This window comes from Couchioplanes caeruleus (genome assembly GCF_003751945.1).
Lineage (GTDB): Bacteria > Actinomycetota > Actinomycetes > Mycobacteriales > Micromonosporaceae > Actinoplanes > Actinoplanes caeruleus.
In genome coordinates this window covers 4,477,299-4,498,239 of sequence record NZ_RJKL01000001.1, presented here as the reverse complement: position 1 = coordinate 4,498,239, position 20,941 = coordinate 4,477,299, and the positions used below count along the sequence as shown (strand labels likewise).

Genomic DNA, 20,941 nt, shown 5'->3' with positions numbered 1-20,941 from the left:
TGCTGAGCGCGGGTCGGTCCGGTGCGCCACGGGGATGCACCGGGCCTGCCCCGATCAGCACGGGCATGGCAGGCCAGGTTCAGGGGGGTCGGGATGGAGAGCACGGCGAGGCAGACCGAGCGCCGGGTGCTCGTCGTCGAGGACGAGCCGACGATCGCCGAGGCCGTCGCCGCCCGGCTGCGCGCCGAGGGGTTCGTCGTTCATCTCGCCGGCGACGGCCCCGGCGCCGTCGAGGCCGCCCGCCGGATCCGGCCCGACGCCATCGTCCTCGACGTCATGCTGCCGGGATTCGACGGTCTCGAGGTGTGCCGCCGCATCCAGGCCGAGCAGCCCGTGCCCATCCTGATGCTGACGGCCCGCGACGACGAGACGGACCTGCTGGTCGGCCTCGCGGTCGGCGCCGACGACTACCTGACCAAGCCGTTCTCCATGCGGGAGCTGACCGCCCGGGTGCACGCCCTCGTGCGCCGGGCGACCCGGGCGGCCGCGCCGGCACCCGAGCCCGAGATGCTGCGCGTCGGCGATCTGGAGATCAATCTCGCCGAGCGTCGCGTGCATCGGGGCGGCGCCGAGGCCCACCTCACCCCGACCGAGTTCGATCTGCTGGTCCATCTGGCCGGCCGGCCGCGGACGGTCCTGCCCCGCGAGCGCCTGCTCGCCGACGTCTGGGGCTGGGCGGACGCCTCCGGAACGAGGACCGTGGACAGTCACGTCAAAGGTCTGCGCCGCAAGCTCGGCGCCGACCTCATCCGCACCGTGCACGGTGTCGGGTACGCCCTGGAGATCGACCGATGAACCTGCTGAGGCGGATGCTCGGCTGGCTGCCCCGACCGCTCGACCCGGTGCGTTCGATCAAGGCGAAGCTGTCCCTGGCGCTGGGCCTCGCCGGCGGGGTGGGCCTGCTGATCTTCTGGTGGAGCATCGACTGGATGCCGGTCGAGCTCTCCTGGTTCGCGATCGCGGTCGCGCTCGGCCTGGTGACGCTCCAGGTCATGGCCCACGGCGCGACGGTGCCGCTGCGGGAGATGACCGCCGCCGCCAGAGCGATGGCCCGCGGCGACTACACCCGCCGGGTGCGCGCGACGTCGCGCGACGAGGTCGGTGAGCTCGCCGCGGCGTTCAACCAGATGGCCGCCGACCTGGCCGCCGCCGACCAGCAGCGGCGCGAACTGATCGCCAACGTCTCCCACGAGCTGCGGACGCCGATCACCGCGCTGCGCGGCCTGCTGGAGAACATCGTCGACGGCGTCTCCCGCGCCGAGCCGGAAACGATGCGAACGGCGCTCACCCAGACCGAGCGCCTGGGTCGCCTCGTCGCCGAGCTACTCGACCTGTCCCGCCTGGACGCGGGCGTGGTGCCGATGGCCCACGACCCGATCGAGTTGCGGGAGTTCCTCGACGGCGTGGTCCGCGAGGCCCGGGTGAACGCCGACGGGGCCGGCCACGACGTGCGGTTCGAGCTGACCGTCCCGCGGATCAGCCTCACCGGCGACCGCGAGCGACTCCACCAGGTCTTCGCCAATCTGCTCGACAACGCCACCCGGCACAGCCCGCCGGGCGGCACGGTGACGGTCCACGCGGAGCGCCAGGACGACCACGTCCTGATCGCCGTGACCGACGAGGGGGAGGGCATCCCGCCCGCCGACCGGGAACGGGTCTTCGAACGCTTCACCCGCGGTGTTCGGGCCCAGGACGGCGGCACCGGCCTGGGGCTGGCCATCGCCCACTGGGTGGTCCAGCTACACCGGGGCACGATCGCCGTCACGGACCCCCCGGCCGGGAGAGCACACCCCGGCTGCCACATCCACGTTTCGCTTCCCCTTCACCCGGCCTGATCCGCAGGAGACGACGCATGCCCACGAACACCCCACCCCCGAAGCAGCCGGCTCAACCCAGCGCGAGAACCCCGGCGGACCAGCCGGCTCGAGCTCGTCCGGCGACGCCTTCGGGGCCGCCTGCTCAGTCCCGTCCGACCGGCGCCGAGCAGTCCGCGCTCCCGGCCGGGGCTGTGCGGCCGGGTCCGGTCGTGGCGCCGCTCTTCGGGCCGTGGGCCGACGCCTCCCTCTTCGGCAGGCGCTGGCCGGGTCCCGGCCGCCCCGCTTCCACCGCGGCCGGCGCCGCCATCCTGGCGGCCGCCGTCGTCGCGGCGCTCGCCGTGCCGCTGGACCGTCCCGGCGTCGGGTGGTCGGTCGCCGCCATCGCGGGGGTCGCCGCCCTGATCGTCGCGCGGGTCCTGTCGGCGAGGCCTGGACCCACCGCACCCCAGCCGCTGGTGACCTGGCATCCCCGGACCCTGGGCAACGCCCGCTTCCTCTGGTCGGCGGCGACGGTCGCGCTGCTCGCCGTCGGCACCTTCCGCGCCGCGGGATGGCTGTTCCTGCTCTGCCTCGTCACGGCGGCCGTCACCGGCATCCTCGCCGTCACGGGCGGCCGGTCGGCACGGGGCATGGTGCTGGCGGTGCTCCTCGCTCCGGTTGCCGGATTGCGGGCGCTGCCCTGGCTCACCCACGGCCTGACCACACAACGGCGCGGTGCGGGCCGGTCGCGGCTCGTCGCGACCATCGCGGTGTCGGTGCTCCTGCTCATCGTCTTCGGCTCGCTGTTCGCCTCCGCGGATGCGGCATTCGCCCGCATCGTCACCGCGGTCGTTCCCGACATCGACGCCGAGACGGTCACCCGGTGGATCTTCGTATTCGCGGTAACGACCTTCGCCCTCGGCGGCGCCGCGTTCCTGCGGGCCGCACCGCCCGACCTCGGATCGTCCGAGGGGGCCCGCCGCCGCGTGACCCGCCTCGAATGGGCGATCCCGTTGTCCCTGCTCGTCCTGCTCTTCGCGCTCTTCGTCGGGGTGCAACTGACCGTCCTCTTCGGAGGCTCGCGCCACGTTGTCGCCGAGGGCCTCACCTACGCCGAATACGCCCGCAGTGGCTTCTGGCAGTTGCTCGTCGTGACCGGCCTGACCCTGCCCGTGCTGGCCGGCGCGGCCCGGTGGGCGCCGCGCGACACGCATGCCGACCGGGTGCTGATCCGCGCGGTCCTCGGCACGCTGGCCGTGCTCACCCTCGTCATCGTGGCGTCGGCGCTGCACCGCATGGACCTCTACGCCGACACGTACGGGCTCACGCGCCTGCGCGTCCTGGTGGCCCTCTGCGAGCTCTGGCTGGGCGCCGTCTTCCTGCTCATTCTCGGTGCGGGCGTGCGCCTGCGGGCGGCATGGTTGCCCCGCACCGTGGTGGCCGCGGGTGTCCTGGCCCTGCTCGGCCTCGCCGCCGCCAACCCCGACCGGGTCATCGCCGACCACAACGTCACCCGGTACGAGAAGACCGGAAAGATCGACACCTCATACCTGTCACAACTCTCCGCGGACGCGGTGCCGGCGCTCGACCGTCTCCCCGCGTCCTCGCGCGACTGTGCACTGGGTCCGATCGCCCTGGACCTGAACATCGACTCGGACGACTGGCGAGGCTGGAACCTCGGCCGCCATCAGGCTCGCGACCTGCTGGCGAAGAAGCCGGTCGTGGTCAACCGTGGGTGCACGGGCTCCGTACCGACGAACCGGTGAGATTGTCTTGACTTTGCCGCCGGAGCGGCAAGACTGCCGGTCATGAACGACGACCCGGGAGCAGCGGGCAAACCGCCCCGCACCCGGGTCGTGCTCGGCGAGGCCGCGGCCCGCCGCAAACGTTCCATTCCCGTCCGTCGCGCAACCCCCGACCCGGGCCGAAACGCCATCCCGGAACCGGACCGGGGCGGACGCAGGGAATCGTCGGCCGCCAACGCGAAGCACGTGGGTGACCACGCCCGGCGGCCGCTCACCGATTCGGACCGGCCTGGTGGAGCGGATCCAGGCCGGCTCACGGAAGCAGATCCGGGCCGGCCCGGGGGAGCGGACGCAGACCGGCCCGGGGGAACGGACGCAGACCGGCTCGCGGGAACGGATGCAGGCCAGGGCTGGGGCGCGGACCCGGGCTGGCGCAGGAGAGCGGATCCGGGCCGGCTCGGGGCGGCAGACCCGGCTTGGCGGACGGCCTATGATCCGGCTCGGGCCGATCTGGCTGAGCAGACGCCTGTCGGCGAGGCGCTGGTGAAGGGCCTGGTCCGGGCCCAGCTCGCGCTGGCGATCCGGCTGAGCCTGGTCGTCGCGGCCGGGCTGGGTGCGTTGCCGCTGCTCTTCGCGGTGGCTCCCGCCGTCGGACAGGTCAAGCTTCTGGGCGTGAACCTGCCGTGGCTGCTGCTCGGGTTCCTCTCCTTCCCGTTCCTGGTCGCGGTGGGCTGGGCGTACGTGCGCTGGGCCGAACGCAACGAGCAGGACTTCACCGCCGTCATCCGCAGGCCCGAGGCGTGAACCCGTACGTCGTGCCCGGCCTGGTCGTGGTCGTCCTGGTCACGGTCGGCATTGGCGCGTACGGGCTGCGGTTCGCCCGGACCACCTCGGACTTCCTCGTCGCCTCCCGGTCGGTGAGCCCGGCCTGGAACGCCGCCGCGATCGGTGGCGAGTACCTCTCCGCCGCCTCTTTCCTCGGGGTCGCCGGGCTCGTCCTGCGGTACGGCGTCGACGTCCTCTGGTATCCGGTCGGCTTCGCGGCCGGCTACCTGGCCCTGCTGTTGTTCGTCGCGGCCCCGCTGCGCCGCTCCGGCGCCTTCACGCTGCCCGACTTCTGCCAGGTCCGGCTGCGTTCGCCGCTGCTGCGCCGCCTGGCGACCGTCTTCGTCGTCTTCATCGGCTGCCTCTACCTGGTGCCGCAGCTCCAGGGTGCGGGCCTCACGTTCACGACGGTCACCGGCGGCCGGTACGAGTGGGGGGCGCTACTGGTCGGACTCGTCGTCACCGCCAACGTCGCCCTCGGCGGGATGCGGGCCATCACCTTCGTGCAGGCATTTCAGTACTGGCTCAAGCTCACGGCTCTGGCCGTACCCGTCATCTTCCTGGCATTGCAGTGGCAGTCGGACGGCCGCCCAACGGTCACGCCGCCGGCCGGTCCGGTCTTCTCGGCGGCGACGACCGTCGTGATCGAGCAGGACGCCCTGCTGGACGGCGTGGTCCGGGTGCACAAGGGCGACGAGCTGACCTTCGCCCCGGGCGATCCGGTGCCCCGGGTCAGCTCGGTCGACGACAACCGCGGCGCGGCCTGGCTGCTGCCGGGCGGCGACGCCGGTCTCTTCGCGACGTATTCGCTGATCCTGGCGACGTTCCTGGGCACCATGGGATTGCCGCACGTATTGGTGCGTTTCTACACCAATCCGGACGGTGCATCGGCCCGCCGTACGACCCTGGTCGTGCTGGCCCTGGTCGGCCTCTTCTATCTGCTGCCGACCGTGTACGGCGTCCTCGGACGCATCTACACGCCGCAGTTGCTCATGACCGGGCGCACGGATGCCGTGGTGCTGCTGCTGCCGGAGGCCGCGCTGGGCGGGGGACACCTGGGCCAATTCCTCGGCGCCCTGGTGACCGCGGGTGCCCTGGCGGCGTTCCTGTCCACGTCGTCGGGCCTGCTGACCAGCGTCGCCGGGGTGGTCTTCACCGACATCCTGCACGCCGATCGGGGCGGGTCGGTGCGGGACTTCCGCGTTGCCACGGTGCTGGCGGCCGTCGTACCGCTGGCCTTGTCGGTCCATGTGGCCGACATGGACGTGTCGCGGGTCGTGGGGTTGGCGTTCGCGGTGGCCGCCTCGAGCTTCTGCCCGCTGTTGGTGCTGGGCATCTGGTGGCGCGGGTTGACCGACGTCGGCGCGGCGGCCGGGATCGTGATCGGCGGCGGCGCGGCGATGGCGGCGGTGCTACTGACAGTGATGGGGCCGCCGCTGAGCGGCTGGTCGGGCGAATTGATCGGGCAGCCCGCCGCCTGGACCGTGCCGCTGGCATTTACTGTCATGGTGGGCGGATCTTTGCTGACAAAACGCCGCATACCGCAGGGCGTCGGCGCCACCATGCTCCGCCTCCACGCACCCGAATCGCTGCGGCTCTGATTTTTTAGGAAAGTTTTCTGAACCGTTCGGTGCCGACCCTCCGTACATACCGATGCTGCTACGGGGCAGCTCGTCGAACGAGAAGGAGCGGTGCATGTACCGGAGAAGCAGAATAACCGGCCGGACCCGCAAGGTGCTGATCGGTGTCACCGCCGCGGCCCTCGCCGGCGGCGCCTTCGCTGTCAGCACGGGATTGAGTAGCGCGGGCGAGAGCTGCGCCGGACTCGACACTGCCCTGCAGAACAACCTCAACTTCATCGCCGGGCAGCAGGCCAATCCGGACGCTCAGTCCGAGGGGCGGATCGCGAACCGGCAGGCCGTGGTCGACCTGATCAACCAGCGTCGCCAGGCCGCGGGCTGCACCGGCGACGTCCAGGCTCAGCCGCCGGCCCAGGGCAACGGCCAGGGCCAGGGCCAGGGCCAAGGCCAAGGTCAAGGGCAGGGCCAAGACCAAGGCCAGGGACAGCAGGGCGGCGCCGGCGAGGTCGTCTGCAAGGGCTCGACGGTGACCCTGTCCGGCGAGGGCGGCGCCCCGGCGGCGTCGAGCGGTGACTTCCCGATCGGCACCACCCTCAAGGTGACCAACCTGGACAACAACAAGAGCACCACCGTCAAGGTGGCGAGCACGTCCGGGAGCTGCGTCCTGCTGAACAACGCCGCCTTCGAGCAGGTACGCGAGCAGGGCAAGAACCTCATTCGCCGCGCCGTGATCGAGCGCGTGGGCGGCAACGACCAGGGCCAGGGTCAGGGTCAGGGTCAGGGTCAGAACCAGCAGGGTCAGGGTCAGAACCAGGGCCAGGGCAACGGACAAGCTCAGGGCAACGGTCAGGGACAGCAGGGCGGCGCCGGCGAGGTCGTCTGCAAGGGCTCGACGGTGACCGTGTCCGGCGAGGGCGGCGCCCCGGCGGCGTCGAGCGGTGACTTCCCGATCGGCACCACCCTCAAGGTGACCAACCTGGACAACAACAAGAGCACCACCGTCAAGGTGGCGAGCACGTCCGGGAGCTGCGTCCTGCTGAACAACGCCGCCTTCGAGCAGGTACGCGAGGCGGGCAAATTCCTCATTCGCCGCGCCGTGATCGAACGCGTCGGTTAGGACCCCGTAACGCTGCGATGAAGCGGCCCGGACCATCCATGGGGGTGGCCCGGGCCGCTTCGTACCACTAGGTTCTGCGGTTATGTCCGTCCCCCACCAGCGCTCGCATGCCGAACCCGCGCTGGCGTTGCACGGGCTGGTAAAGCGATTCGATACAAAGGTCGCGGTTGCCGGAATTGATCTGGAAGTCCCGGCGGGATCCTTCTTCGGCCTGCTCGGCCCGAACGGCGCCGGCAAGACCACGACACTGTCCATGGCGGTCGGCCTACTGCGGCCCGACGCGGGACAGGCCCGGATCCTCGGGGCCGACGTGTGGACCGACCCGGTCGCGGCCAAGGCCCGGATCGGCGTCCTGCCCGACGGCGTACGCCTCTTCGACCGGCTGACCGGCACCGAACTGCTCGCGTACCACGGGCTGCTGCGCGGCATGGACGCCGGCGAGGTCGACCGGCGTAGCAACGAGCTGATGGACGTGCTGGAGCTGGGCACCGGCAACCGCACGCTGGTGGTCGACTACTCCGCCGGCATGAAGAAGAAGATCGGCCTCGCCTGCGCGCTGCTGCACGCGCCGCGGCTGCTGGTGCTGGACGAGCCGTTCGAGGCCGTCGACCCGGTCTCCGCCGCCCTGATCCGCGACATCCTGCACCGGTACGTGACCGGCGGCGGCACCGTGGTCTTCTCGAGCCACGTCATGGCGGTCGTCGAGCGGCTCTGCAGCCACGTCGCGATCATGGCGGACGGCGCCATCCGGGTGCGCGGCATCCTGGCCGAGGTCCGCGGCGAGCGCTCGCTGGAAGACGTGTTCGTCGAGGTGGTCGGCGGGCGTACCGCGACCGGCTCGGAACTCGCGTGGCTGTGAGGGTTCGCCACTTCGTCCGGCTGAAGCTGCGACTGACCGCCAACGGCCTGCGCGCGCAGAGCTGGCGCATGGTTCTGTTCGTGCTCGGCGTGGTGTTCGCCGTCTTCGGGGCAGTCGCCGGATACGCCGCCTTCAGCCTGCCGGGGATGATCGAGGAGCAACGCGCGGCCGAGATCGTCATGCCGCTCGGCGGTGCGCTGATCGTCCTGGGCTGGATGTTCCTGCCGCTGCTGTTCTTCGGCGTGGACGAGTCGCTCGACCCGGCCCGGTTCGCGCTCCTGCCGCTGCGCCGCACCGCGTTGATCAAGGGTCTGCTGGTGGCGTCGCTGGTCGGCCTGCCTGCCCTGGCCACGTTCGCCGGCACCCTCGGCATGGTGCACACGGCGGCCCGGCTCGGCGGCCCGGCCGCGGCGCTGACCGAACTGGTCGGGGTGGCGACCGGACTGCTCCTCTGCGCGGCGATCAGCCGGGCGGTGACCAGCGCCTTCTCCACCGCGTTGCGCAGCCGCCGGGCCAGGGACCTGGCGACGGTGCTACTCGCCGCCACCGCGGCGCTGATCGGACCGCTCCAGTTCGCCGCGATCGCCGCGGCAGAATGCGCCGACTGGGGCCTGGTCGGCACGGTCGCCGACGTGGTCGGATGGACGCCGCTGGGCGCGCCGTACAGCCTGGGCATCGACGTGGCGGCGGGCCGCGCCTGGGCCGTACCCGTCAAGTTCGTCGTGGTGGCGGCATCGATCGGCCTGCTGCTGTGGTGGTGGTCCGCGACGGCGGAGCGGGCCATGCTGGGCGCGGCGGGCAGCGGACGGCAACGGGTGGCGTCGCGGCGCGGCCCGGTGGCCGAACTCGTCCCGCGCTGGCTGCCCGCCACCCGCTTCGGCGCGCTGACCGCGCGCGAGATGCGCTACTGGTGGCGCGAGACCCGGCGGCGCACGAGCCTGATCATCTTCGCCGAGGTCGGCGTCTTCCTGCCCGTGTTCGTGACGGTGGCCGGCGATTCCACCACCGCGCCGACCGGCACGCTGGCCTTCGTCAGCGCGCTCGCGGCGGTCACCCTGGCCAACCAGTTCGGCTTCGAGGGCAGCGCCTACGCGGCCAACGTCGTGGCCGGCGTCCCGGGGCGCGTCGAGCTGGCGTCGCGGGCCGCCGGGTTCTCCGTGTACGCCGGGCCGTCCCTGCTGACGATCACCGTGCTGGTGGGCGTGCTGACGGGCCGGCCGGCGGAGATCCCCGCCCTGCTCGGCACCGTCGCGGCCGCCTACGGGGTCGGGCTCGCGATCGTCCTGCCCATGTCGGTACGCGCGGCGTTCCCACTGCCCGACACCACCAACCCGTTCGCCATGTCCTCCGGCGGCGGCATGGCGAAGGGACTGCTGAGCCTCGCAGCGCTGGTCGGCGCGGCGCTCGCCACCGCGCCGCTGCATCTGGGCCCGGGGCTGATCGGCGACGCCTGGCTCTGGCTAGGGCTCCCGGTGGGAGTGGCGTACGGCGCGGCGGCGTACATGATCGGGCTCCGCCTGGCCGGCCCCCTGCTGGACAGGCGGGCGCCCGAACTGCTGGCCACGGTGAGCGCCGCTCAGTAGACCGTGCTCATCGCCTCCCGCACCTCCCCCAGGGTCTGATCCGCGATCGCGTTCGCGCGGGCGTTGCCCGTGCGGAGCACGGAGCGGACTAAACCCGGATCCTTCGCGTACGCCGCCCGCCGCTCCCGCAGCGGAGCCAGGAACTCGTTCACCGCCTCGGTGACCATGCGCTTGAGCGCGGCAGCCCCTGCACCTCCGATCTCGGCGGCGACGTCGTGCGGATCCCGGCCCAGGCAGAGGGCGGCGAGGTGCACGAGCCCGGAGACGCCCGGCCGGCGCTCCGGGTCGTACGTGATGTGCCGGTCGGCGTCGGTGGTCGCCGCCCTGACCAGCCGCGCGGTCTCGTCCGGGGTGGCGGACAGCGCGATCGCGTTGTCACGACTCTTACTCATCTTCCAGCCGTCGGTGCCGGCCAGCACCGGGGCCGTGCTGAGCAACCCCTCCGGCACCGGGAAGACCTGTCCATAGCGCTCGTTGAAGCGCCGGGCGACCGTCCGCGTGACCTCGACGTGCGGCAACTGGTCCTGCCCGACCGGCACGAGATTCCCCTTGCAGAAGAGGATGTCCGCGGCCTGATTCACCGGGTAGGTGAACATCAACCCGCTGACCGAGCGCTGCCGCGCGTGCAGGATCTCGTCCTTGACGGTGGGGTTCCGCTGCAGCTCGGGCACGGTGACCAGGCTCAGGAAAGGCAGCAGCAACTGGTTGAGGGCGGGCACGGCGCTGTGCGCGAAGACCGTGGCCCGCTCCGGGTCCAGCCCGGCGGCCAGATAGTCCAGCACCAGAGCGTCGACGGTCTCCACGAGCCGGTCCGCCACGTCCCGGTCGGTCAGCACCTGGTAGTCCGCGACGATCACGAACATGTCGACACCGCTTCGCTGCAGCTCGATCCGGTTGCGCAGGGTGCCGAAGTAGTGGCCGAGGTGCAGTGGGCCGGTGGGCCGGTCGCCGGTGAGCACACGGAATTCGCCCGGGGCCGCGGCGATCCGGTCCTCGAGCGGGGCGGTCATGGTGATCATCTCTGTCTCCTCAGGGACGCCGGACGGCCCCGCGGAAACAAAGAACGGGCCGTCCGAACGGACGGCCCGAGCGCGATGGGGTAGCCGTCCCTAGGACGACCACCAGCTCTGTACGCGCGCGGTATTCACGTCGGCCAGCGTACCCCGCGGCAGAATGTTTCACGTGAATCCTGAACCCGGAGGCCGCATCCACTCCACCGATCCCTTCGCCACCCCGGATCAGGACAAGTCACCGATACGACGGCTGCGGGGCCGGTTGGCCGCCCCCGTCACGCTCTGGACGGCTCCCGGGCCGGCCGGGCTCACCGTTTCCTCCATGGTCGTCGCCGACGGCGATCCCGGACGGGTGCTCGGCCTGGTCGACGAGGAGAGCGACTTCTTCGACGCGGTCCGGGCCGCCAAGCGGTTCGCCGTCACCCCGCTCGGCCCCGGCGACCAGCAGCTCGCCGACAAGTTCGCCGGGCTCATGCCGGCACCCGGTGGGCTCTTCGCGAGCGGCGACTGGGTCGACACCTCCTTCGGCCCGGTTCCCGCACGGGCCGGGACCTGGGCGGGTTGCCTTTTCGACGCGGAACGCCCGTACGGATGGGCGATGCTAGTCGAGGCCACCATCGAGAGCGTGGTCTTCGGCGACGCTGCCGGCCCGGAGCCGTTGCTGCACTTCCGCGGCCGTTACCGGCGGCTCGACCGATAGGCGCATCCCGGCAGCCGCTCGGCGCACCCGCCGACCGGCGCCCTTTTCCTCTCGCTTCCCGTTCGTACGGTGCTCGGAGACCTGTTCCCCCACATACAAGGTGGTGAGCCCGTTGACGACCGATGCGACCCCGGCCGAGAGATACCTGGAGGTCCAGCGCTCCGCCGAGTTCTCCGCGCTGCGCCGGAAACTGCGCACCTTCATCTTCCCGATGACGATCGCGTTCTTTCTCTGGTACGCGCTGTACGTGCTGTTGTCCGCGTACGCCCGCGGTTTCATGTCCGTCAAGCTCGTCGGCAACATCAACGTCGCGCTGCTGTTCGGCCTGCTGCAGTTCGTCTCGACGTTCCTGATCGCCTGGTACTACTCGCGCTACGCCGCTCGGGAACTCGACCCGATCGCCGACCGGATCGGCAACGAGCTCGCCGGCACGACCATTTCCCCCGCCCGTGAGCCGGATGACACCACCACGGACACGGAGGCGACGAAGTGATCGGGTCCCACGTCCTGCACGCGGCCGAGGCGTCGACCTCGACGAGCCGCACCCTGACCATCACGCTCTTCCTGGTCTTCGTCGCGATCACCCTGGGCATCACCGTCTGGGCCAGCCGCCAGACCAAGACGGCCACCGACTTCTACGCCGGCGGACGCCAGTTCTCCGGCTTCCAGAACGGCATGGCGATCGGCGGCGACTACATGTCGGCCGCGTCCTTCCTGGGCATCGCGGGCCTCATCGCCCTGTACGGCTACGACGGCTTCCTCTACTCGATCGGCTTCCTCGTGGCGTGGCTGGTCGCGTTGCTGCTGGTCGCGGAGTTCCTGCGCAACTCGGGCCGGTACACGATGGCCGACGTACTGGCGTTCCGGATGCGCCAGCGCCCGGTCCGCACGGCCGCGTCCGTCTCCACCATCGTCGTGTCGATCTTCTATCTGATCGCGCAGATGGTCGGCGCGGGTGCGCTGGTGAGCCTGCTGCTGGGCATCAAGGACGACACCACCTTCCTCGGCATGGACGCCGGCACCGCCAAGGTGGCCACGATCATCCTCGTGGGCGCGCTGATGATCGTGTACGTGGTGGTCGGCGGCATGAAGGGCACCACGTACGTGCAGATCGTCAAGGCGTTCATGCTGATGACCGGCGCCCTCGTGATGACCCTGCTGGTGCTGGCGCACTACAAGTTCAACCTGTCGGCGCTGCTCGGTGATGCCGCCGAACGCTCCGGCAAGGGCGCGGCGTTCCTGGAGCCCGGCCTGCGGTACGGCGTCGAGACGGCCAGTGCCTCGACGACCTTCTACAGCAAGATGGACCTGCTCTCGCTGGGTATCGCGCTGGTGCTGGGCACGGCCGGCCTGCCGCACATCCTCACCCGCTTCTACACGGTGCCGACCAGCCGTATCGCCCGCAAGAGCGTGCTCTGGGCGATCGGCATCATCGGCACCTTCTACCTGTTCACCCTGGCGCTGGGCTTCGGCGCGGCGGCCCTCGTCGGCGGCACGGCGATCACCGCGCAGGACAAGGCGGGCAACACGGCCGCGCCGCAGCTCGCTCAGGCGCTCGGCATCGACTACCTCGGCGGCGAGACCGGCGGCGCGGTACTGCTCGCGATCATCGCGGCGGTCGCCTTCGCCACGATCCTGGCGGTGGTGGCCGGCCTGACCCTGGCGTCGTCGTCGAGCGTGGCGCACGACTTCTACGCCAGCGTGATCAAGCGCGGCCAGGCGGGAGAGCGCGACGAGGTGCGGGTGGCCCGCATCTCCGCCTTCGTGATCGGCGCGATCTCGATCGTGTTGTCGATCTTCGCGCAGAGTCTCAACGTGGCGTTCCTCGTGGCGCTGGCCTTCGCGGTGGCGGCGTCGGCCAACCTGCCGGCGATCCTCTACAGCCTCTTCTGGAAGCGGTTCAACACGTCCGGGGCGCTGTGGTCGATCTACGGCGGCCTGGGTGCCGCGGTGGTGCTGGTGTTCTTCTCACCGGTGGTCTCCGGCTCGCAGACGGCCATGTTCCCTGCCTCGGACTGGAAGTGGTTCCCGCTCTCCAACCCGGGCATCATCTCGATCCCGTTCGGCTTCCTGTGCGGCTGGATCGGCACGGTGATCTCGAAGGAGAGTGACGCCGACAAGTACGCCGAGCTCGAGGTCCGGTCGCTGACCGGACACGGCGCGCACTGACGACAGCACGAACGAAACCGGGCCGGCGCGCGAAAGCGTGCCGGCCCCTTTCGCCTAGAGTGGCCTCATGTCAGTGCAGCAGCGGTTTGGCGAAGGACACCGGATTCTGGTCAGCGGCGGGGCGGGCTTCGTGCCGTCGCACGTCGTGGACGCCCTCCTCGCCCGCGGCTGCACCATCGTCGCCCTCGACAACTTCGTCACCGGCACGAAGGACAACGTCGCCCACCTCGCCGCCGAGCCGCGGTTCACCCTCATCGAGGCGGACGTCGCCGAGGGCCTGCCGGCCCATCCGGCGCTGGTCGAGCGCTTCGACGCGATCCTGCACATGGCGTCGCCGGCGAGCCCCACCGACTTCGCCAAGCTGCCGGTGGAGATCCTGAAGGTCGGTTCGGCCGGCACGCTGGCGCTGCTCGACCGCGCGGTCGCCGACTCGGCCCGCTTCCTGATGGCCTCCACCTCCGAGGCGTACGGCGACCCTGCCGTGCACCCGCAGCCGGAGAGCTACTGGGGCAACGTCAACCCGATCGGCGTCCGCGCCGTCTACGACGAGGCGAAGCGCTTCTCCGAGGCCGCCACGATGGCGTACCACCGGTTCCACGGCCTCGACACGGCCATCGTGCGGATCTTCAACACGTACGGTCCCCGCATGCGGCCGGACGACGGCCGGGCCATCCCGACCTTCATCTCGCAGGCCCTGCGCGGCGCGCCGATCACCGTGCACGGCACCGGCGCGCAGACCCGGTCCATCACCTACGTCGACGACCTGGTCCGCGGGATCCTGCTGCTGCTCGACTCGCGCGAGACCGGCCCGATCAACTGTGGCACCGAGCACGAGGTGACCATGCTGGAGCTGGCCGAGCTGATCGTGAAGCTGGCCGGCAGCGAGTCCCGGATCGAGCTGGTCGAGCGCACGGCCGACGATCCGGAGAAGCGCCGACCCGACCTCACGCTGGCCCGCACTCTGCTCGGCTACGAGCCGCGGATCGCGCCGGAGGAGGGGCTCCGCCGCACGATCGAGTTCTTCGGACAATGAGCAATTAGTCGCAGTAGTGAACGTTTTACGAACGGTAATGTCTCCTCCGTTCGTGCCGAGCCGGTGTCGATGCGCGCTTTGCCTGGATGCGGTTACGTAACCTGAAGGCATGTCTGCGATCTCGTCCCCTTGGGGTAACCCCGCCGGCCGGGCTTGGTCACCGGGTCCGGCGGGCATGCCGGGCGCCATGAACCGAGCCTCGGTACCCGGCTCCTCCGGCCGCGTGGGCACCAGCCGTCCCGGGACCGGCCGCGCCTATGGCGAGCGGCCCGCCGGAGACCCGTGGTCCGAGGGCGGTCGCAGCTACGGCGGCGGCGCCCGGTCCGGCGGCCGGACGTACGGCGACGGCCTCGACGACTATCCGGGCGGCGCCGGCGGCGGACCGGGCGGACCGCCGCGGGGACCGGGTGGCCGGCCGGGCGGGCGGCCGTACAAGGGCAGGCGAAAGCCACGCTGGGGCCGTATCGCCATGGTGGCGGGTGCGGCGATCATCGTGATCGGCCTGTTCGCGGGCATCTCGCTCTACGGCTACGCCAACGGGCTGAACAAAGACCTCAAGCGCACGGATGCGTTCTCCGAGCTCACCAACGGTCGGCCCGCCAAGACGGTCGACGGCGCGCTCAACCTCCTGCTGGTCGGCAGCGACTCGCGGGACCCGGACGCCATCAAGGAGTCGTCCAGCGCCTGGCGCGCGGACACGATGATCATCATGCACATCCCGGCGAACCATAAGTCGGCGCAGCTCGTCTCGATTCCCCGGGACCTGTGGGTGCAGGTGCCCGAGTCCAACAACGCCGACTGCAACACCGGCAGCCGCGCCAAGATCAACGCAGCCTTCGCCTTCGGCGGGCTGCCCCGGGCGGTCCGGACCGTCGAGTGCCTCACCGACGTGCATCTGGACCACGTGCTCGCGATCGACTTCGGCGGTTTCAAGGAGGTTACCGACGCGCTCGGCGGCGTCGACCTCAAGGTCGAGCAGAGCATCACGTCGATCCACAAGCCGTACCGGAAGTTCACCAAGGGAACGATGCACATGGACGGCGCCCAGGCCCTCGACTGGATCCGTCAGCGCAAGCAGTTCCCCCGCGGTGACTTCGCCCGGATGCAGCACCAGCAGGAGTTCCTCAAGGCGCTGATGGACAAGGCCGCCAGCAGCGGGACGCTGACGAACCCGGCGAAGCTGAACAGCTTCCTCAAGGCGGTCACCAACGCGATCACCGCCGACAAGGACTTCTCGCTGACCGACATGGCGCTGCAGTTCCGCAACCTTCGTGGCAACAACCTCAAGTTCTTCACCAGCCCCAACAAGGGCAGCGAGACCATCGAGGGACAAAGCGTGGTGGTTTCCGACCGGGAGAATGCTCTCGCTTTGTACAAGGCGATGGCTGCCGACAAGATGGATGAGTGGATGGCGGCGAACGGCAAGAAGTCGTCGAACCAGGCGGGCGGCTGAACCCTCCGATTCGGTCAGACGGCGCGGGTCGGCGATATTTCGCCACCCGCGCCGTCGTTGTCTGACGGTTCGTGCATCTCCTCGGCACCGAACGAGGTATCGCACGAGATCGAAGTTGAACGTACAGTGACTTCCGCCGTCGGCCCGAGCGCTTGGAGAACGCATGACCGTCCAGACCACCCGGCGTCCTTCCCCGCCGGATCGGGATGGCGGCCGTGGCATCCAGCGCACCGCTCCGCGGCCGCTCGCCCCGGCCTTGCCGGCCACCAAGGGGCGCAAGGATCCGCTCTGGGCCAAGATGACGATCGTCTTCGGCGCGGTGCTGATGATGGCCGGCGGCGCCGGCATCGCAGGCACCAACTGGCTGGTCAAGAGTGCGACCAGCAACGTGACCAAGGGCAACCTGCTCGGCGGCAACGAGAAGAGGAAGGTCGACGGCGGCGGCGATCTCAAGGGCCCGATCGACATCCTGCTCATGGGCGTCGACGCCCGAAAGCGGTGGGCCGTCGACGACCTGCGTGCCGACACGATCATCGTGCTGCACATCCCGGCCAGCCATGACCAGGCCTATCTCGTGTCGATTCCGCGGGACACCGCGATGAAGGCGCCGGCGTTCTCCCCGTCGAGGTACCCGGGCGGCACCGCCAAGGCCACCGAGGTGTTCTTCCACGGCGCGCAGAACGGCGGAGGATGGACCGGCGGCGCCCAGTTGCTGGCGCAGACCATCAAAGAGAACACCGGAATGACCTTCGACGGCGCGGCGATCATCGACTTCAACGGCTTCAAGAGCGTCATCGACGCGCTCGACGGCGTGAAGATGTGCGTCGACCAGCGGGTGAAGTCCCACCACATGAAGCTCGTGGACGGCAAGCCGATGTACCTCGCCGAGGCCCGCAAGGCCGGCGGCACGAAGCAGGAGATCTGGCACGAGAAGGGCTGCCGAGAGATGGAGGGCTGGGAGGCCCTGGACTTCGCCCGCCAGCGGTACGGCCTCAAGCACGGCGACTACGACCGCCAGCGCCACCAGCAGCAGCTCATCAAGGCGATGGCCAAGAAGGCGGCGAGCAGCGGCATCCTGACCAACCCGGTCAAGGTCAACAGCCTGATCAAGGCGGCCGGCAAGGCGTTCGTCCTGGACACGGGCAACGTCCCGGTCGCGGACTTCATCTTCGGCCTCAAGGGTGTGGCGGCGAACGACATGGTGCTGCTGCGCACCAACAACGGCACCTTCGCGGGCGACGGCAACGGCTACGAGACGATCAAGCCCAAGAGCATGGAGATGTACGAGGCGGTCCGCCGGGACAAGCTCTCCGAATTCATCCTCGCCAACCCGGACGTCGTGGCGAACGAGAAGTAGTTCTACCCTGGGGATCGTGTTCGGACCACAGGTACCCAGCGTGACGCCATCCCAGGTCGAGCCCCAGGCCTTCCTGCTCGACGTGCGCGAACCCGACGAATGGCAGGCCGGCCACGCGCCGGACGCCCACCACATGCCGATGATGGAGGTCCCGGCGCGGGTCGCCGAGATCCCGAACGACACCCAGGTCGTGGTGGTCTGCCGCTCCGGCGGGCGCTCCGGTCAGGTCGTCTCCTACCTCATGGGCAACGGCTGGGACAACGTCCGCAACCTCGACGGCGGCATGCAGGCCTGGGCCGCGGCCGGGCACGACGTCGTCAGCGAGAACGGTCAGCCGGCCCGCGTGCTGTGAGACCCGGGCGGCCGCTGGTCTTCGCGCATCGGGGCGGCGCGGACGCGCTCCCCGAGCACACGCTCGCCGCATACCTGCGGGCACTCGACGAGGGTGCCGACGGCGTGGAATGCGACGTGCGGCTGACCCGCGACGGGCATCTGGTCTGCGTCCACGACCGCAAGCTCGACCGGACCAGCAACGGCACCGGGCGGGTCAGCGCCAAGACGCTCGCCGAGTTGGACGCGCTCGACTTCGGCTCCTGGCACGCGTCGGCGGCGACGCTGGAGGAGCCCCTGGAGGACCACACCCGGCTGCTCACCCTCGACGGGCTGCTGGAGGCGCTGCGCGGCTGCGGACGCCAGGTTCGGCTGCTGATCGAGACGAAACACCCCTCGCGGTACGGCGCCGAGGTCGAGCGCCGGCTGGTCCGGGCGCTGCACCGGCACGGGCTCGCGGAGCCGGCGCCGGCGTCACCCGTACAAGTGACGGTCATGTCTTTCGCCGCGCTGGCCCTGCGCCGGATCCGCAACCTCACGCCCCGCATTCCGACCGTCTACTTGCTGGAGATCCTTCCCCCGGGCGTGGGGCGGGGCCGGCTGCCGTTCGGCGCCCGTATCGCGGGACCCGGCATCGGTCTGGTCCGGGCCCGTCCGGGCCTGATACCCGCGCTGCGGGCCGCGGGTCTGCAGACGTACGTGTGGACCGTCAACGACGACCGTGATCTCGAGGCCGTGGTGGCGCAGGGAGCGGACGGGATCATCACCGACCGGCCGCGTTTCGTGATCGACCGGCTCGCCGACGCACCAGAGGTGTGACGCCAGCCACTGTCGCCCGATAATCGGCAAGATCCACGCGTATCGGTATGCCCAAACGGCGGTAAGCGAGGCACACTCGCAGACATGCCGGACCGACCCGACTATTCCGCGCTGACGCGGGGGCAGATCGCGCTCCTCGAGCGGATCAGCACGGGTGACACCGGCCTCGCCATGCTCGGGCGGCTCGTCCGGCTCGCCCAGGACGTCCTCGGCGCGCTCGGCGCCGGCTTCGCCGAGTACGGCCCCGGCCACGGGCGGGTCATCGCCTGCGCCGGCCGCTGCGCCGGCGCCCTCGGCAGGCGGGTCACCGTGCCGGAGGCCGACCGGACCCAGTTCCTCCCGCTGGACGCCCTCGACGACGCGATCGCCGGCCGAGGCGACGGCACGGACATCCGGTACGTGCTCGGCACACCGTGCGCGGTGGGCGACGCGGTCGTCGGCGCGCTGTACGTCTCCTACGGCGAAGGCGGCGAACCGGGCCCCGAGCACCACGCCGTTCTCGAACTCCTCGCCGCCACCGCCGGCCACCTCTACGGCAGACAGGCGGGCTTCCCCGTGCACGGCGACGGCCCGGTGGTGGCCGCCCTCGCCGACGGCCTCGCGGTCGTCGACCGCGATCGCGTCGTCCAGCTCTGGAACCCCGCCGCGGAACGGCTCACCGGGCGCACGGCCGCCGAGGCGCTGCACCACGAGCTGCCCTTCCCGGTGCCCCCGCCCGGCCAGGTCCTGGTCCATCACCTCCCATCGGGTCGCCGGCTCAAGGTCACCGCAGGCGACCTCCCGCGCACCCCGGCCATGCGCGTCGTGACGTTCCGAGACTCCACCGACCAGGACCGCCGGCACGAGGACCGCGACCTCTTCGTCGCGGTCACCAGCCACGAGCTGCGCACCCCGGTCACCGTGATCAAGGGGTACGCCGACACGCTGACGAACCACTGGGACTCCCTCGGCGACCAGGGGCGCCAGGACGCCGTCCGCGCGATCGGCGCCCGGGCCGGGGAACTGGCCCGCCTGGTGGACCGGCTGCTCTCGGCCACCAGCGAGGACGGCGAGGTGGGCGGCGCGCCACCCGGTCCCTTCGACCTGGCGGACGCGCTGCGCGCCGCGGCCGCCGCCCTCCCCGCCGGCCTGCGCCGCCGCCTGGTCCTGGAGAACCTGCCGGGCGACCTCCCCAAGGCGTTCGGCGACCGCGACTCGCTCGCCACGATCCTCACCGAGCTCGCCACGAACGCCGACAAGTACTCGCCCGCCGAGACCGAGGTGACGGTGACCGCGGCGGGCGACGAGAGCACCGTGACGTTCCGGGTCGCGGACCGGGGCATCGGCATCCGGCCCGAGCATGTCGAGCGCGCGTTCGAGCGCTACTGGCAGGGGACCGCCGGCGCGGGTGCGGGGCTGGGGCTCTATCTCGTCCGCCGGATCGTCGAGCGGCAGCACGGCTGGGTGTCGCTGCGCCCGCGCCAGGGTGGCGGCACCGTCGCGGAGGTGCGCTTCCCCCGCGCCTGAGCCTCCGACGGCCGTCGACGATCTTCGGCGGTGTGCGCTTTCCCGCGCCTGGCCACCGACTTTCCATGATCGATGTGAACACGGGCGGGCCGCGTACCCCGGATCCGCCGGGCACCGCCTAGGCTGGGTCGCCGTGAGCAAGCGTCGAAAGAACCCCCGAGCCGCCGCCGACGCGGCGCCCAAGCGCCAGAAGGTGCGTGACATCTTCGTCGCCCGGCCGTTCGAGGGCCTGGCCGACGAGACCGAATGGATCGCCCTGCGCGAGTTGGTCCCGGCCGCCTCCGCGCCGCTGACCCTCAAACCCGAGATCATCGAGGAGTACGGCGACCGCCCGGTCACCCTCTCCACGGTCCTGCCGATGGCCTGGCCCGCGATGACCCGCCAGGACGGCCGCGTCTTCGTCGGACTCCAGCGCCACATCCAGTCCGGCGACGTCTCCCGCGACATCGCCGAGGCGGTCCTGTGCGCGCTGCGTACCCCGCCGGGCGGGACCGTGGCCGTGCCGGCCCTGCCCGGCGAGGGTCCCCGCCTGCAGGACATCCTCGTGGACGGGCCGCTCGACATCGAGATGCACGAGGGCTTCGAATACTGGCTCGACGCCGAGCAGGCCGAGGACGCCGGCGTGAAGGCATCCCTCGAGCGCGCGAACGCCTCCATCTACCCGACCGTACGGCTGGCGGCGGCGCACGCGGCGTACTGGTGCCGGGTGCCGGACAAGGCACATGTCCGCTGGGTCCTGCCGGAGGCGGAAGACGCGGCCCTGGACGCGCTCGCCCGACTCTCCGCCGCGGGTGATCTGCTGCTGGGCGAGGGCACCAAGTTCGCCGGAATGTTCCGTGCCCACGGGCTGCTGGTGCCGGTCTGGGACGTGCCCGGGGAGCCCGAGGGCGCCGACTGGGAAGCCCCGCTCGCGGACTTCGCCAAGCGCTACACGGACACGCTGGCCGAGACCGGCCCGCTGGACAGTGCGGCCCGCCGCGCCAAGCAGGGCCTCGTCGGCCGCCAGCTCACGCTCAGATGATCCGGCCGTAACCAGAGTCGCACTGCGCCCGTCGT

Annotated in this window: 18 protein-coding genes and 1 pseudogene; 18 read left to right on the top strand and 1 reads right to left on the bottom strand. The window is 70.9% G+C overall.

All coding sequences use genetic code 11. The annotated features are described in order from the left end of the window. The first annotated feature begins 93 nt into the window (after window positions 1-93). The 8 genes from EDD30_RS20130 (at window position 94) to EDD30_RS20095 (ending at window position 9,505) form a co-directional block, all read left to right on the top strand. Window positions 94-795, top strand: coding sequence for a response regulator transcription factor (locus EDD30_RS20130; protein ID WP_071807999.1), 702 nt, complete (start codon window positions 94-96; stop codon window positions 793-795). Next, on the top strand, window positions 792-1,835 hold the full coding sequence (locus EDD30_RS20125) for a sensor histidine kinase (protein WP_071807998.1): 1,044 nt from the start codon (window positions 792-794) through the stop codon (window positions 1,833-1,835). The genes EDD30_RS20130 and EDD30_RS20125 overlap by 4 nt, the downstream gene beginning before the upstream one ends. A gap of 191 nt (window positions 1,836-2,026) precedes the next feature. Then, complete coding sequence (locus tag EDD30_RS20120; RefSeq protein WP_244945323.1) at window positions 2,027-3,562, top strand: DUF4153 domain-containing protein; 1,536 nt, start codon at window positions 2,027-2,029, stop codon at window positions 3,560-3,562. 522 nt (window positions 3,563-4,084) lie between these two features. Further along, a complete protein-coding gene (locus tag EDD30_RS20115) occupies window positions 4,085-4,345 on the top strand; it encodes a DUF485 domain-containing protein (RefSeq protein ID WP_394328296.1) in 261 nt (86 codons plus the stop codon). Then, complete coding sequence (locus EDD30_RS20110) at window positions 4,342-5,967, top strand: sodium/solute symporter (protein ID WP_071807996.1); 1,626 nt, start codon at window positions 4,342-4,344, stop codon at window positions 5,965-5,967. The genes EDD30_RS20115 and EDD30_RS20110 overlap by 4 nt, the downstream gene beginning before the upstream one ends. Before the next feature lie 94 nt (window positions 5,968-6,061). Beyond that, window positions 6,062-7,063, top strand: coding sequence for an RlpA-like double-psi beta-barrel domain-containing protein (locus tag EDD30_RS40725; RefSeq protein ID WP_123678371.1), 1,002 nt, complete (start codon window positions 6,062-6,064; stop codon window positions 7,061-7,063). A gap of 82 nt (window positions 7,064-7,145) precedes the next feature. Further along, window positions 7,146-7,922, top strand: coding sequence for an ABC transporter ATP-binding protein (locus EDD30_RS20100; RefSeq protein WP_071805530.1), 777 nt, complete (start codon window positions 7,146-7,148; stop codon window positions 7,920-7,922). Next, window positions 7,919-9,505 carry an ABC transporter permease gene (locus EDD30_RS20095; RefSeq protein ID WP_123678370.1) on the top strand — a complete coding sequence of 529 codons (1,587 nt, stop codon included), beginning with the start codon at window positions 7,919-7,921 and terminating at the stop codon, window positions 9,503-9,505. The genes EDD30_RS20100 and EDD30_RS20095 overlap by 4 nt, the downstream gene beginning before the upstream one ends. On the opposite strand, the gene trpS is transcribed toward EDD30_RS20095, so the two are convergent. Then, window positions 9,499-10,524 carry a tryptophan--tRNA ligase gene (gene trpS, locus EDD30_RS20090; RefSeq protein WP_071805534.1) on the bottom strand — a complete coding sequence of 342 codons (1,026 nt, stop codon included), beginning with the start codon at window positions 10,522-10,524 and terminating at the stop codon, window positions 9,499-9,501. The genes EDD30_RS20095 and trpS overlap by 7 nt on opposite strands. Window positions 10,525-10,672: 148 nt before the next feature. Here trpS and EDD30_RS20085 point away from each other — a divergent pair. The 10 genes and pseudogenes from EDD30_RS20085 to EDD30_RS20040 form a co-directional block, all read left to right on the top strand. Beyond that, window positions 10,673-11,218 (top strand): annotated as a pseudogene (locus EDD30_RS20085) (flavin reductase family protein); the annotation flags it as partial. A gap of 112 nt (window positions 11,219-11,330) precedes the next feature. Next, complete coding sequence (locus tag EDD30_RS20080; protein WP_211277788.1) at window positions 11,331-11,711, top strand: DUF485 domain-containing protein; 381 nt, start codon at window positions 11,331-11,333, stop codon at window positions 11,709-11,711. Beyond that, window positions 11,711-13,387 (top strand): solute symporter family protein, encoded by a 1,677-nt coding sequence (locus EDD30_RS20075; protein ID WP_071805589.1) that lies wholly within the window; start codon window positions 11,711-11,713, stop codon window positions 13,385-13,387. Before EDD30_RS20080 ends, EDD30_RS20075 begins: the two co-directional genes overlap by 1 nt. Before the next feature lie 67 nt (window positions 13,388-13,454). Then, window positions 13,455-14,420: an NAD-dependent epimerase/dehydratase family protein gene (locus tag EDD30_RS20070; RefSeq protein ID WP_071805539.1), complete on the top strand. Its 966-nt coding sequence runs from the start codon at window positions 13,455-13,457 to the stop codon at window positions 14,418-14,420. A 109-nt stretch (window positions 14,421-14,529) separates the two neighbouring features. Then, window positions 14,530-15,873, top strand: coding sequence for an LCP family protein (locus EDD30_RS20065; protein WP_394328251.1), 1,344 nt, complete (start codon window positions 14,530-14,532; stop codon window positions 15,871-15,873). A gap of 163 nt (window positions 15,874-16,036) precedes the next feature. Beyond that, the gene (locus tag EDD30_RS20060; RefSeq protein WP_071805541.1) at window positions 16,037-17,230 is read left to right on the top strand and encodes an LCP family protein; all 1,194 of its coding nucleotides are present in this window, start codon (window positions 16,037-16,039) and stop codon (window positions 17,228-17,230) included. A gap of 16 nt (window positions 17,231-17,246) precedes the next feature. Next, complete coding sequence (locus EDD30_RS20055; protein ID WP_071805542.1) at window positions 17,247-17,582, top strand: rhodanese-like domain-containing protein; 336 nt, start codon at window positions 17,247-17,249, stop codon at window positions 17,580-17,582. Further along, window positions 17,579-18,379 carry a glycerophosphodiester phosphodiesterase gene (locus EDD30_RS20050; RefSeq protein ID WP_071805544.1) on the top strand — a complete coding sequence of 267 codons (801 nt, stop codon included), beginning with the start codon at window positions 17,579-17,581 and terminating at the stop codon, window positions 18,377-18,379. The genes EDD30_RS20055 and EDD30_RS20050 overlap by 4 nt, the downstream gene beginning before the upstream one ends. Before the next feature lie 84 nt (window positions 18,380-18,463). Next, window positions 18,464-19,885, top strand: a complete 1,422-nt coding sequence (locus tag EDD30_RS20045; protein ID WP_071805546.1) for a sensor histidine kinase — start codon at window positions 18,464-18,466, stop codon at window positions 19,883-19,885. A 133-nt stretch (window positions 19,886-20,018) separates the two neighbouring features. Then, window positions 20,019-20,906: a DUF5926 family protein gene (locus tag EDD30_RS20040; protein ID WP_071805548.1), complete on the top strand. Its 888-nt coding sequence runs from the start codon at window positions 20,019-20,021 to the stop codon at window positions 20,904-20,906. Window positions 20,907-20,941: the final 35 nt, after the last annotated feature.

Coding starts and splice junctions, on each gene's coding strand:
- EDD30_RS20130 (WP_071807999.1), top strand. CDS start 94: ATGGAGAGCACGGCGAGGCAGACCGAGCGCCGGGTGCTCGTCGTCGAG.
- EDD30_RS20045 (WP_071805546.1), top strand. CDS start 18,464: ATGCCGGACCGACCCGACTATTCCGCGCTGACGCGGGGGCAGATCGCG.
- EDD30_RS20125 (WP_071807998.1), top strand. CDS start 792: ATGAACCTGCTGAGGCGGATGCTCGGCTGGCTGCCCCGACCGCTCGAC.
- EDD30_RS20100 (WP_071805530.1), top strand. CDS start 7,146: ATGTCCGTCCCCCACCAGCGCTCGCATGCCGAACCCGCGCTGGCGTTG.
- EDD30_RS20065 (WP_394328251.1), top strand. CDS start 14,530: ATGTCTGCGATCTCGTCCCCTTGGGGTAACCCCGCCGGCCGGGCTTGG.
- EDD30_RS40725 (WP_123678371.1), top strand. CDS start 6,062: ATGTACCGGAGAAGCAGAATAACCGGCCGGACCCGCAAGGTGCTGATC.
- EDD30_RS20060 (WP_071805541.1), top strand. CDS start 16,037: ATGACCGTCCAGACCACCCGGCGTCCTTCCCCGCCGGATCGGGATGGC.
- EDD30_RS20070 (WP_071805539.1), top strand. CDS start 13,455: ATGTCAGTGCAGCAGCGGTTTGGCGAAGGACACCGGATTCTGGTCAGC.
- trpS (WP_071805534.1), bottom strand. CDS start 10,524: ATGATCACCATGACCGCCCCGCTCGAGGACCGGATCGCCGCGGCCCCG.